This window comes from Priestia flexa (genome assembly GCF_021441905.1).
GTDB classification, from domain to species: Bacteria; Bacillota; Bacilli; order Bacillales; family Bacillaceae_H; genus Priestia; species Priestia flexa.
Window position 1 is genome coordinate 2,671,403 of sequence record NZ_CP090431.1, and the last position, 12,124, is coordinate 2,683,526.

Here is a 12,124-nt window from a genome sequence, read left to right on the forward strand (position 1 = left end):
CAATTACTACATTTTTTAATTAGATAGTCGAGCTTCAGATAGCGGCCAGTAAACTAAGCTTGTCTTTCCAAGTACTTGATCCATACTTACAAACCCAATTTGTCTACTATCCTTACTGTAGCGACGATTATCTCCCATTACAAACAAATGGCCTTCAGGTACTTCTCCTTCACCTGTTAAACCTTCTAGGGTAAAATCTTCTGTTAAGTTACCATCAATAACTTCTTTTTTATATTCATCAAGATATGGTTCTTCATACGGCTTTCCGTTCACATATAAAACATCATCACGATATTCAATATGATCACCCGGTAGACCAATAATTCGCTTTATGTAGTCCTTTTGTTCATCTGCATGAAAGACGATAATATCAAAACGATCAGGATCCCCAATTTTATACGAAAACTTATTTACAATCATGCGGTTCTGATCATGTAGAGTTGGCATCATTGATAATCCATCTACTACAATCGGCGCAAATAAAAAGTAGCGAATAACTACAGCTAATAAAACAGCAATAGCAATGGCTTTAATCCATTCAAAAAATTCATTTTTTCCTCGGGCCATTCTCAGTCCCCCAACCTTTATATACTACATCTTTTATTGTATCTGAAAGTCACTGAAACACCTAATAATTATAAAAAAAGATTTGAAAAAAGGAGCTTGTTTAACAAGCTCCCCTTCACGATTATCGAATTTCTTTAATACGCGCAGCTTTACCACGTAATTCACGTAGGTAATAAAGTTTCGCACGGCGTACTTTACCACGGCGCATTACTTCGATTTTTGCAATTTTTGGCGTATGAAGTGGGAATGCACGCTCTACACCTACACCGTAAGAGATCTTACGTACTGTAAATGTTTCGCTGATACCACCACCACGACGCTTGATAACAACACCTTCAAATACCTGAACACGTTCACGGCTACCCTCAACGATATTTACGTGTACACGTACAGTATCACCAGGACGGAACGTAGGAAGATCGGTTTTAAGTTGTTCTTTTGTAATTTCTTCGATTAATTTTTGCATCGCGTGTTTCAACTCCTTCCAACAGACGCTCATAACAATGCTTATAGATCATTGCAGCGGAACATCGTTATAAGTGACAAAAGCCTATCAGCTCAAGCCACAAGATTTATCTTAGCACACTCTCGTGGCGTATGCAATAAGAGAAATTATTTTTCTGTATCTTTTAAAACACATTGGGAACTCTTCGTCTTATTCACTTTCTTCATTTTGCAATTCAGCTATTATTTTCTTTTGCTGTGAAGAAAGCTCAAGCTGTTCTAGCATATCTGGCCTTCTTAGCAGCGTTCGCTTGAGAGACTCTTTTTCACGCCATGCTGCAATTTTTTGATGGTCACCGCTCATTAAGACATCAGGAACCTTAAATCCTCTGAAATCAGCAGGACGTGTATAATGTGGGTGTTCTAACAACCCTGTGCTATGCGAGTCCTTTACAGCCGAATCCTGATTCCCTAATACGCCTGGCAATAGACGTACTACGCTGTCAATTACAACCATTGCCCCTAGCTCTCCACCGGTTAACACATAATCACCAATTGAAATCTCATCAGTTACAACGTGCTCACGGATTCGCTCGTCATATCCCTCATAGTGACCACATACAAAGATTAGATGCTCTTCTTGCGCTAGCTCTTCTGCTTTTTTTTGCGTATAGCGCTCTCCTTGTGGACACAGTAAAACAACGCGTGGCTTAGAGTCTTTTGTCAGCGCATCTACCGCATCAAAAATTGGCTGAGGTGTTAACACCATCCCTGCTCCGCCGCCATACGGATAGTCATCAACATTTTGATGCTTATTCGCTGAGTATCCTCTAAAATTCACCACGTTTAACTCTACGGCTTGCTTTTCTTGCGCTTTTTTTAAAATGGATTCACCAAACACTCCTTCAAACATTGAAGGAAATAAAGACAGGACATCAATCTTCATCAGTCTAATAACCCTTCCATTACTGTAATAATAATTTCTTTATTCTCAACATCAATCTCCTGAACAACTGCGTCGATATAAGGAATTAAAATCTCTTTTCCATCTTTTCCTTTTACAACCCACACATCATTCGCACCAGGAATTAAGATTTCTTTTATCTTCCCAAGCTCTTGACCTTCTTCCGTTTTAACAATGCAGCCAATAATTTCATGAAAATAAAACTCACCGTCTTCAAGCTCAGACAATTGATCTTCCGATACTTTCACCATGCTGTTCTTAAATTTCTCAACGTCATTTACATTTGGATACCCTTCAAATGATACAAGGTCAAAATTTTTATGCTTTCTATGCGTAGCCACAACTACCTCAACAGGTTCAGTTTGCTTTTCTTGGAACAAATAAAGTTTGTTTCCTACTTCGTAGCGTTCATCTGCAAAATCTGTGGTTGAGATAATGCGCACTTCACCTTTAATCCCATGTGTATTAACAATTTTACCTACTTTAAACCAATTATTCATTGTTCACCTCTATCGAATTTCAACGACAATGCCGTCTTTGATTACAATCTCTTTTTTTTGCTTTATATCATTCCAATTATCACCGATTTTCACTTCAAGCAACGAATCCATTTCTGATTCAACAAGTTCACTTCCTAACGCCAGGCGCTCTAGCTGCTCAATTTGAAAATCAATTACGTCTATTTTTTCAAGTCTGGATGAACGCTCTTTTTCAAACTGGGTATGAAGCAAAGATGATTGAGTTTTTTTTGTTTTCTCTATTTGTTTCAGTTGAAACTTAAGCTGCTCTAACTCTTTTTGCAGCTCGACTTTTCGCTGAGAGAAACGATTATGTAGTAACGCCTTGCTGCTTTCCGTCACAACTTGCTTCACAACAACCTTTTGAATAATTTGCATCAAACCCCTCCTCTTCATCCTACGATTCTTATTAAACCATTTCTATCCGTCATTTGAGAAGTAGTTACATAAAAAAAAGGGGGAGGTTATCCCTCTCCCTTTTTTCACTCTTGAATTTTCACATGCACTTTTTTATCTAATTGCGATGCCGCCGCAGAGACAACAGTCCGAATCGCTTTGGCAACCCGCCCTTGCTTTCCAATAATCTTTCCGATATCTTCTTTGTGAACTTCAATGAAGTACGTCACTTGATGTTCTTCACTTACTTCTTTCACTCGGACTTCATCTGGATAATCAACAAGTGGCTTAACAATCGTTTCAATTAGTGATGTCATCGCGAGTATAATTATTTTCCTAATTTAGCGTTATGGAATTTCTCCATGATGCCTTCGTTAGAGAAAAGGTTACGTACTGTATCAGATGGTTTTGCACCATTTTGTAACCATTTAAGAGCTAACTCTTCATCAATTTTAACTTCAGCTGGTTGAGCTACTGGATTGTAAGTCCCAACCACTTCGATGTAACGTCCATCACGTGGTGAACGAGAGTCTGCTGCTACGATACGATAGAAAGGAGATTTTTTAGCTCCCATACGTTTTAAACGAATTTTTACTGCCATTTTTAAAGCACCTCCGAATATGTTTCAACAAGATAATATAATATCAAAAAGATAAAATGTTTGTAAAGGTTTTTTTCTTAACAGTATAAAAAATATTTTATTCTGTTTATTTTTACAACTAAATTTAGTGACAAATTAAGAAAAGAAAGGTAATTTCATGCCCTTTTTCTTCCCTTTAGACATGTTTGTCATTTGCTTCATCATTTTCTTCATGTCTTCAAACTGCTTCAATAGTCGGTTAACCTCTTGAACCGATCGACCGCTACCTTTTGCAATGCGTTTTCGTCGACTAGCGTTAATGATTTCAGGATTTGTTTTTTCAGCTTTTGTCATGGAACGAATAATCGCTTCTACATGACTAATTTGCTTTTCATCTACCTGTAAGTTCTTGAGGCCTTTCATTTTATTAGCACCTGGAAGCATGCCAATAAGTTCATCTAACGGCCCCATTTGACGAACTTGAGCAAGCTGCTCTAAAAAGTCATCAAATGTAAACGACTGCGTACGCAGTTTCGCTTCAAGCTCTTTAGCTTTTTCTTCATCTACGTTAGCCTGCGCTTTTTCAATCAGCGTAAGAACGTCTCCCATTCCTAAGATACGAGAAGCCATACGCTCTGGATGGAATGCATCGATTGCATCCATCTTTTCACCCAAACCAACAAACTTAATCGGTGTATTGGTAACTGCACGAATTGATAAAGCCGCACCACCGCGCGTATCTCCATCTAGCTTCGTTAATACCACACCTGTTAAGCCAAGCTGTTTATTAAAGCTATCAGCTACGTTTACAGCATCCTGACCCGTCATTGCATCGACAACTAAGAAAATTTCATGAGGGTTTGTGAGCTCTTTAATTTGCTCTAACTCTTCCATTAAATTTTCATCTACATGCAAACGTCCGGCTGTATCAATTAATACATAATCATGATGCTCTTCTTTAGCATAAGCAATGGCCTGCTTTGCAATTTCAACGGGACTTACTTGATCTCCCAGTGAAAAAACAGACATACTTAACTGCTTTCCAAGCGTCTCAAGCTGTTTAATCGCCGCAGGGCGATATACATCAGCTGCTACAAGCAATGGGTTGCGGTTATGTTTCTTACGCAGTAGGTTAGCTAGCTTACCAGTAGTTGTCGTTTTACCTGCACCTTGAAGTCCTACCATCATAATAACCGTAGGAGCCTTTGGAGCCACTGCAATTTTGCTTTGTTCGCCGCCCATCAGTGCTGTTAATTCTTCTTGTACAACTTTAACAACCTGTTGACCAGGCGTTAAGCTTTTTAATACGTCTTGACCTACTGCGCGCTCACTTACTCGCTTAATGAAGTCTTTTACTACTTTAAAGTTTACATCCGCCTCTAAAAGGGCTAGGCGTACCTCACGCATCATTTCCTTAACATCTGCTTCAGTTACTTTACCTTTTCCCTTTAGCTTTTGTAACGTGCTTTGCAAACGGTCGGCTAATCCTTCAAATGCCATATATGCCGCCCCCTAATCTAATTTCTCGAGCGAATCAAGAAGAGAAGAAAGCTTGTTGTTTGTTTCAAGTTCGCCTGTCAGTTCATTTTTTAGTTGTTGAACAATTGATTGACGCTCTTGAAACCGTTGAAATAACAATAGCTTTTCCTCATATTGTTCAAGCATTTGCTCTGTACGTTTTATATTATCATAAACTGCTTGACGACTCACATCAAATTCCTCTGCTATTTCACCTAGGGAATAGTCATCTAAATAATAAAGAGACATATAACTTCTTTGCTTTGGTGTAAGCAACGCTTGATAGAAGTCGTATAAAAAGTTCATTCGCGTCGTTTTTTCTAACATACGACCGCCCCCCTTGTTAAGTGAAAAGCCTTTACATGTCTTTAGTTTACAAAGAAGCAATTAGAATGTCAAGTTTTTTCCTTAACAGCAAAAACGCGACGAAGAAAGGCTTCATCGCGTTTTTAAATTAACTGTTTTGCACTTCATCTTCTACCGCATTAGCAAATAACCCATAGATGTATTGTTCCGTATCAAACGGCTGAAGGTCGTCCATCTTTTCCCCTAGCCCTACGAATTTCACTGGTAAGTTCAGTTCGTTTCGAATAGCCAACACAATACCACCTTTTGCAGTACCATCTAGCTTTGTCAGAACAATTCCCGTTACGTTTGTTGCTTCTGAGAAGATTTTAGCTTGGCTAAGAGCGTTTTGCCCAGTTGTTGCATCCAACACAAGTAGCACTTCATGTGGAGCTCCAGGCACTTCACGCTCAATTACGCGTTTTACTTTCTCTAGCTCCTTCATTAAGTTCACTTTATTTTGCAAACGACCCGCTGTATCACATAGTAAGATATCTGCTTTACGAGCTTTTGCTGACTGAATAGCGTCATACATTACAGCAGCTGGATCTGACCCAGCTGATTGCTTGATAACATCTACTCCAACGCGTTCGCCCCATACTTCAAGCTGCTCAATAGCACCTGCACGGAACGTATCGCCTGCTGCCATCAGAACGTTCTTGCCTTCTGACTTAAACTTATGAGCAATTTTACCAATTGTTGTCGTTTTCCCTACGCCATTAACACCAACAAACAGAACAACAGTAAGGCTATCTTGCTGCATATTAAGGCCTGCCAGCTGTTCCTCGCCTGACTCATAGATATCAATTAATTTTTCAGAGATGACCGCTTGAACTTCTTGAGGATCTTGAATGTTCTTTCGTTTTACTTCATCTTTTAATTCATCAATCAAATCCATAACAGTCGAAACGCCAACGTCTGCGCCAATTAGAATCTCTTCCAACTCTTCAAAAAACTCTTCATCCACTTTTCGATAGCGAGAAACTAAATCATTGACGCGTTCTGAAAACGAATCGCGCGTTTTTGAAAGTCCATCTTTAAACTTTTGAGTAACGGAGTCTGTTTGATTTGTAATCTTTTCTTTTAATCGCTTAAAAAAGCTCATGTTTTAACACCCTTTCTACTAAGCATATTGCTTCGAATCTTCTAAGCGTACGGATACAAGTTTTGAAACTCCCGATTCCTGCATTGTTACGCCGTACAGCACATCTGCTTCTTCCATTGTTCCTTTACGATGCGTAATGACAATAAACTGTGTTTGCTCACTATAACTTCTTAAGTACGTAGCAAAACGGTGCACGTTCGCCTCATCTAAAGCTGCTTCTACTTCGTCTAATACACAAAACGGTACAGGACGAACCTTTAAAATGGAGAAGAGAAGAGCAATGGCTGTTAAAGACCGTTCTCCTCCAGAAAGAAGCCCTAAGTTTTGAAGTTTTTTACCTGGAGGCTGGGCAATAATGTCCACCCCAGTGTTCAACAGATCCGTCGCATCTGTTAGCTTCAGCTCTGCTTTTCCTCCACCAAATAGAGACTGGAATACATGGTTAAACTCTTCCCGAATTCGGTAGAACGTATCAGAGAAACGCTTTTTCATCTCTTCATCCATTTCATCAATAACCTGATAAAGCGTGTTTTTAGCTTCATCTAAATCATTTTTCTGGTTGCTTAAAAACTCATAGCGCTCTGCTGTTCGCTCATATTGTTCAATAGACCCTAAGTTAACCGTACCAAGCTCCTCGATACCTAACTTAATAAGCTTAATCTTTTTACGAGCTTCGTCAATTGGAATCGTTAGCTGATACGAAGCTTTTGCTGCTTCAAAGCTCGTTTGATATTCTTCATTCAGCTGATGTAAACGACTGTCTAACTCAACGTCAATTCGGTTCAGTTTTACTTCTTCGTCTTTTAACGCATTTGCAATTTGCTTATGCTGGCGATGCAACTCTTTGACAAAGCGCTCTGCATCTTCTAGCTTGTTTTGTGATTTCAAGCGCTCTGCCCGACAGTCATCCATTTTCTTCAACGTTTCTGCTTTTTCTTTAACCTTTTCTGCAGCCGCTTCTTCTAGTGAAAGCTCTCCAGAATCATTTGATGTCATCTCATTCGTTAAAAGTGCCAAGTCTTCTGTTACTTCTTCTAAGCGCTTCGTTGTTTGATTTAGCTCAAAGCAAATACGATCATATTTTTCACGCTTATTTTTAAGAGACTGTTCTTGTCCAGCCAGCTCTACTTTTACTTCGGTTAGCTTCTGGCGCACTTCCTCTCGGGAAGTTTGTTGCGTACGCTTACGATGAGTAAGCTCTTCAATAACTCCCTCTAGCTCTGAAGTCTGTTCTTTTGCTTCACCTAGCTGCTTTTCTAACACTTGAATTCGCTTGATCAAATGTTCTTGATCGCTTTTAAAGCTAACCATGTCTTGATCATACATCGCTAATCGATCGTTTACCGCTTGCTCTTCAATTTCTACTTGCTTCACATCTCGATCTAACGCTTTTTCTTGCTCTTCTAGACGCTTAACAAAAGACTGTTCTTTACCAATAGCTTGTTCCAACTCTTCAATCGTTTCTTTCTTAGCTTTCACATTTTTCTCAAGTTGAAGCGTTTTTTCTTCCATTTCCTTCAGCTTCGCAGTAATTGTTTCAAGTTCTCGCTGACGACCAAGCAATGAATTGGTTTTTTGCTTAACCGATCCACCTGTCATGGACCCGCCTGGATTCACCACGTCTCCTGTTAAAGTAACAAAGCGGTAGCGATGCTGAATCAGTCTAGCAAGCTCATTTGCTCCTTTTAAATCTTTTACAATAATAACCGTACCAAGCAAGTTCTCTGCAATACTACGATACTTCTCATCATATTTTACAAGCGAAGAAGCGACGCCCACAAACGTATCGTGAGTTTCAATTAACGAAATGGTTTGTGGCGGTATAAAACGCGAACGCACGGATGTTAATGGTAAAAATGTAGCGCGTCCGTAATGATTTTGTTTTAAAAAGCTAATTGCTTGTCGCGCACTCTGCTCATCAGACGTCACAATATGCTGAGTTGCACCACCGAGCGCAATTTCAATCGCTGTCTCATACTCTTTCGGCACGCTAACTAGTTCAGCAATAGCTCCTTCAATCCCGTGAAGCTTCTGGCTTCTCGCTTTTAAAATTTCCTTTACACCATGGAAATACCCTTCATAGTCCTCCTGCATCTCTTCAAGCATTTGCTTTCTAGACTTTGTTTGCTGGACGTATTGATAGGCTTGATACAGGGTTGACTCTTGCTTTCGATATTCCTCTCGCAGGGAATCGAGCTTTGCAAGCTGCTCTTTTAATTGACGCGTGGCATCCTGCAATTCTTGTTGAAAGTTTTGCAGTTTATCAATAAGAGCTCCTTTTTTCCGCTCCAGATCCACTCGTTGCTGAACATATTGCTCGTTTGCTTTTAAAAGCCGCGCTTCTTTTTCAGACGTTTGATGCTTTTGCTGCTCTAGAAAAGCAATCTCATTTCGAGAAGCTGTCTGTGCATTTGCCAACTCAAAATATTCGCTTTTTAACTGCTCTAACTGCTCATCCAGGTTTTCACTATACGTTGCAAACAGACGCTCTTGTTCGGCTACTTCTTCACGCGTTTTAGCAACGTCGTTTTCAAAATTAGTTAAGTCATTCTCTTCTTTTTGCTTCGCTATCAGCAACTCTTTTTTTGTTTGAGTATACTCTTTTACAAGTCGCTCTAACTGCTCTTTATTTTGCGAAGCGTTCTTTTTACGCTCTTTTAACACTTCTTTCTTACCTTCTAGCTTTTCAACTTCTTCACTAACAAAAAGAAGGTGTTTATGTAGCGCGTCGATTTCCTCATCCGCACGCTGAATATACACGCGTAAACAATTAATCTCTTGCTCACGCTCTCCAATGTTGGCAGAAAGCGATTGCTCCATTTGCTGATGAGATGCTATGTCTCGTTTAAGCGCTTCCCACTTACCATGAAGCTCTTCAATTTCAAAAACCGTTACTTCAATATCAATCTGTTCTAATTCTTCTTTTTTCTGCAAATAATCTTTTGCAATGGAAGACTGTATTTTTAAAGGCTCTAACTGTCCCTCAATTTCATGTAAAATGTCAAGCACGCGATTTAAGTTTTCTTGTGTTTCAATTAACCTTAACTCAGCCTTACGTTTACGCGTTTTATACTTTAAAACGCCCGCTGCTTCTTCAAATATTTTACGACGCTCATCTGGTTTGCTGCTGAGAACTTCTTCAACTTTACCTTGACTAATAATGGAAAAAGCTTCTCTTCCCAAACCTGAGTCCATAAATAAATCCACAATATCTTTTAAACGACATGGTTGGTTGTTAATAAGAAATTCACTATCACCTGAGCGATTTACTCGCCTTGTAATGCTTACTTCATGATAATCAAGCGGTAGGAACTGATTGTCATTTTCTAGCGTAATCGTTACGTCTGCTACATTAACAGCACGCCTTGATTCACTTCCCGCAAAAATAACGTCTTCCATTTTCCCGCCCCGCAGTGACTTTGCAGACTGCTCGCCCATTACCCAGCGAATTGCATCTGTAATGTTACTTTTACCACTACCGTTTGGTCCAACAACTGCTGTAACCCCTGGTACAAAGTCAATTGATACTTTCTGAGCGAATGACTTAAAGCCAGTAATATCTAAACGCTTGAGGAACATATAGATTCCCCCTTTTCCTTATTTTCATAGTAAATCCCCCTTTGCAACAACCATTCGTTGCTTGGGGGGACTCGTTCCTACATCAGACTAATACTCTCTTTTACTTTGCATTCGACGCTTTTATTTTCGAGATGGCTACTTGAGCCGCTTTTTGCTCAGCTTCTTTCTTAGATCTACCAACTCCAACACCTAGCTCTTCACCATTAAGTGATACACGTGACATAAATTCACGATTATGAGCCGGGCCTTTTTCTTGTAGCACCTTGTACTCTAGCTGACCAAACCCATCTCGTTGAATAATTTCCTGTAACTGACTTTTAAAATCCATCACATGAGAAAAAGCACCCTCATTAATCTTCGGGAATACAACTTTTGTTAAAAATTGATTTACTGTTTCAATTCCTTTATCTAAATACAATGCACCAATAAATGCTTCAAATACATCCGCCAGTAAAGCTGGACGTTGACGGCCACCCGTCATTTCTTCACCTTTACCGAGCAACACTAGTTTACCAAATTCGAGCTCATTTGCGAAAGTCACAAGAGATGGCTCACACACTACGGCTGCACGTAGCTTTGTCAGTTCTCCTTCGCTCATCATTGGGTATTTTTTAAATAGAAATTGTGAGACAGTCAACTCTAACACGGCATCCCCTAAGAATTCTAAACGCTCATTATCTTCATGAGGTTTTTTACGATGCTCATTCACATACGATGAATGTGTAAAAGCTTGAAATAAGAGCTTTTCATTTTCAAACGTCACGTTGATTTCTTCTTGAAACTGTTTAAAGTTTTTTACTACTTGAGAATTATTTTTTCGGTCTCGATTCGAATAATGTTTAGGCATAAAATACCTCCGCTTACCAGCCACAATTAGTTCATAGTTTTTTTCATAACATAACCCATTATAAAACGAGGTATCCTAAAAGATACATCGCATTTTGAAAAAAAAATTATTTTTTTCAAAAATAACGCAAAAAACACAGAAAGCCCCGCTATTAACGGGGCTTTTAATGATACAACAGAATTAAACTTGACTCTGTATGTAATTAACCGCATCTCCAACAGTTGCGATTTGTTCTGCTTGCTCATCAGAGATTTCCATGTCAAACTCATCTTCAAGCTCCATTACAAGCTCAACTACATCAAGAGAGTCAGCACCTAAATCTTCTTTGAAATTAGATTCTAATTTCACTTCGCTTTCATCTACACCAAGACGATCAACAATGATTTTTGTTACGCGCTCTAGTACTTCTGCCATTGTTCTTCACCTCCCCTCAAGTCATTATAGTAGATTTTCCTTTAAAATACTATGGCTGAATAATAAAATTTGTCAAAACCCTTACTTTTCAATTCTTTTAAGATATTACATAACCATTCCGCCGTCAACATGGATGGTTTGTCCCGTAATATAGCGGCTTGCATCTGTAGCTAAGAATGAAACAATATTGGCAATATCTTGTGGATCACCAAAGGATGCAAGTGGAATTTGCTTTAGCATTTCAGCTTTTACTTCTTCTGGAAGCTCATCCGTCATATCAGTTGCGATAAACCCTGGTGCCACTGCATTTACTGTAATATTACGACTTGCAAGCTCTTTTGCAGATGTTTTTGTTAATCCGATAACACCAGCCTTAGCAGCTACATAGTTTGCTTGTCCTGCGTTTCCGCTAACACCCACAATAGATGAAATGTTGATGATTCGTCCATGACGTTGTTTCATCATTTGGCGAGTTGCTGCTTTCGTACATAAAAACACGCCCTTTAGGTTTGTTGATAAAACATCATCCCACTCATCTTCCTTCATTCTCATTAGCAGGTTATCTCTTGTAACACCAGCATTGTTTACTAAAATATCTAAAGAGCCAAACGTTGAAATTGCTTCTTTAATCATGCTTTGAACAGAATCTGCATCCGCTACGTTTGCTTGAATCGCAATGGCATCTGTTCCATAACCTTTAATTTCATCAACGACCTCAAGTGCTTTCGCTTCGCTACCTGCATAGTTTACAACTACTTTAGCTCCTTGCTTTCCTAATTCAAGCGCAATCGCACGTCCAATTCCACGAGACGCTCCTGTAACAACCGCTACTTTTCCTTCTAACATT

The 12,124-nt window shown here is 39.2% G+C and carries 14 protein-coding genes; all 14 read right to left on the minus strand.

Features of this window, described 5'->3' with window-relative positions:
* Positions 1-15: 15 nt before the first annotated feature.
* The 14 genes from lepB to fabG all read right to left on the minus strand — a co-directional run bounded on the left by lepB (position 16) and on the right by fabG (position 12,123).
* Complete coding sequence (gene lepB / locus LZP85_RS13725) at positions 16-567, minus strand: signal peptidase I (RefSeq protein WP_025909006.1); 552 nt, start codon at positions 565-567, stop codon at positions 16-18.
* A gap of 121 nt (positions 568-688) precedes the next feature.
* On the minus strand, positions 689-1,033 hold the full coding sequence (rplS, locus tag LZP85_RS13730) for a 50S ribosomal protein L19 (protein ID WP_094912604.1): 345 nt from the start codon (positions 1,031-1,033) through the stop codon (positions 689-691).
* A 189-nt stretch (positions 1,034-1,222) separates the two neighbouring features.
* Positions 1,223-1,957: a tRNA (guanosine(37)-N1)-methyltransferase TrmD gene (trmD, locus tag LZP85_RS13735; protein ID WP_119542561.1), complete on the minus strand. Its 735-nt coding sequence runs from the start codon at positions 1,955-1,957 to the stop codon at positions 1,223-1,225.
* Positions 1,957-2,475: a ribosome maturation factor RimM gene (gene rimM, locus LZP85_RS13740; RefSeq protein WP_119542560.1), complete on the minus strand. Its 519-nt coding sequence runs from the start codon at positions 2,473-2,475 to the stop codon at positions 1,957-1,959. The genes trmD and rimM overlap by 1 nt, the downstream gene beginning before the upstream one ends.
* 9 nt (positions 2,476-2,484) lie before the next feature.
* The gene (locus LZP85_RS13745; RefSeq protein ID WP_061784592.1) at positions 2,485-2,871 is read right to left on the minus strand and encodes a YlqD family protein; all 387 of its coding nucleotides are present in this window, start codon (positions 2,869-2,871) and stop codon (positions 2,485-2,487) included.
* Between the two features lie 104 nt (positions 2,872-2,975).
* A complete protein-coding gene (locus LZP85_RS13750) occupies positions 2,976-3,206 on the minus strand; it encodes a KH domain-containing protein (protein WP_025909011.1) in 231 nt (76 codons plus the stop codon).
* Positions 3,207-3,217: 11 nt separating this feature from the next.
* Complete coding sequence (gene rpsP / locus LZP85_RS13755; protein WP_025909012.1) at positions 3,218-3,490, minus strand: 30S ribosomal protein S16; 273 nt, start codon at positions 3,488-3,490, stop codon at positions 3,218-3,220.
* A 135-nt stretch (positions 3,491-3,625) separates the two neighbouring features.
* Positions 3,626-4,969, minus strand: coding sequence for a signal recognition particle protein (gene ffh, locus LZP85_RS13760; protein ID WP_119542559.1), 1,344 nt, complete (start codon positions 4,967-4,969; stop codon positions 3,626-3,628).
* A gap of 12 nt (positions 4,970-4,981) precedes the next feature.
* Positions 4,982-5,314, minus strand: coding sequence for a putative DNA-binding protein (locus LZP85_RS13765; protein ID WP_025909014.1), 333 nt, complete (start codon positions 5,312-5,314; stop codon positions 4,982-4,984).
* A gap of 127 nt (positions 5,315-5,441) precedes the next feature.
* A complete protein-coding gene (ftsY, locus tag LZP85_RS13770; RefSeq protein ID WP_061784593.1) occupies positions 5,442-6,437 on the minus strand; it encodes a signal recognition particle-docking protein FtsY in 996 nt (331 codons plus the stop codon).
* Positions 6,438-6,455: 18 nt separating this feature from the next.
* Positions 6,456-10,016, minus strand: a complete 3,561-nt coding sequence (gene smc / locus LZP85_RS13775; RefSeq protein ID WP_119542558.1) for a chromosome segregation protein SMC — start codon at positions 10,014-10,016, stop codon at positions 6,456-6,458.
* Positions 10,017-10,116: 100 nt separating this feature from the next.
* A complete protein-coding gene (rnc, locus tag LZP85_RS13780) occupies positions 10,117-10,863 on the minus strand; it encodes a ribonuclease III (RefSeq protein ID WP_025909017.1) in 747 nt (248 codons plus the stop codon).
* Positions 10,864-11,043: 180 nt separating this feature from the next.
* Entirely contained in the window at positions 11,044-11,277 is a 234-nt protein-coding gene (gene acpP / locus LZP85_RS13785; RefSeq protein ID WP_025909018.1) for an acyl carrier protein, read from the minus strand.
* Between the two features lie 105 nt (positions 11,278-11,382).
* On the minus strand, positions 11,383-12,123 hold the full coding sequence (fabG, locus tag LZP85_RS13790) for a 3-oxoacyl-[acyl-carrier-protein] reductase (protein ID WP_025909019.1): 741 nt from the start codon (positions 12,121-12,123) through the stop codon (positions 11,383-11,385).
* Position 12,124: the final 1 nt, after the last annotated feature.

Excerpts from the sequence above, each read along its gene's own strand:
- acpP (WP_025909018.1), bottom strand. The coding sequence starts at position 11,277 with ATGGCAGAAGTACTAGAGCGCGTAACAAAAATCATTGTTGATCGTCTT.
- rpsP (WP_025909012.1), bottom strand. The coding sequence starts at position 3,490 with ATGGCAGTAAAAATTCGTTTAAAACGTATGGGAGCTAAAAAATCTCCT.
- fabG (WP_025909019.1), bottom strand. The coding sequence starts at position 12,123 with ATGTTAGAAGGAAAAGTAGCGGTTGTTACAGGAGCGTCTCGTGGAATT.
- LZP85_RS13745 (WP_061784592.1), bottom strand. The coding sequence starts at position 2,871 with ATGCAAATTATTCAAAAGGTTGTTGTGAAGCAAGTTGTGACGGAAAGC.
- trmD (WP_119542561.1), bottom strand. The coding sequence starts at position 1,957 with ATGAAGATTGATGTCCTGTCTTTATTTCCTTCAATGTTTGAAGGAGTG.
- rimM (WP_119542560.1), bottom strand. The coding sequence starts at position 2,475 with ATGAATAATTGGTTTAAAGTAGGTAAAATTGTTAATACACATGGGATT.
- ftsY (WP_061784593.1), bottom strand. The coding sequence starts at position 6,437 with ATGAGCTTTTTTAAGCGATTAAAAGAAAAGATTACAAATCAAACAGAC.
- LZP85_RS13750 (WP_025909011.1), bottom strand. The coding sequence starts at position 3,206 with ATGACATCACTAATTGAAACGATTGTTAAGCCACTTGTTGATTATCCA.
- lepB (WP_025909006.1), bottom strand. The coding sequence starts at position 567 with ATGGCCCGAGGAAAAAATGAATTTTTTGAATGGATTAAAGCCATTGCT.
- smc (WP_119542558.1), bottom strand. The coding sequence starts at position 10,016 with ATGTTCCTCAAGCGTTTAGATATTACTGGCTTTAAGTCATTCGCTCAG.
- rnc (WP_025909017.1), bottom strand. The coding sequence starts at position 10,863 with ATGCCTAAACATTATTCGAATCGAGACCGAAAAAATAATTCTCAAGTA.
- rplS (WP_094912604.1), bottom strand. The coding sequence starts at position 1,033 with ATGCAAAAATTAATCGAAGAAATTACAAAAGAACAACTTAAAACCGAT.
- ffh (WP_119542559.1), bottom strand. The coding sequence starts at position 4,969 with ATGGCATTTGAAGGATTAGCCGACCGTTTGCAAAGCACGTTACAAAAG.
- LZP85_RS13765 (WP_025909014.1), bottom strand. The coding sequence starts at position 5,314 with ATGTTAGAAAAAACGACGCGAATGAACTTTTTATACGACTTCTATCAA.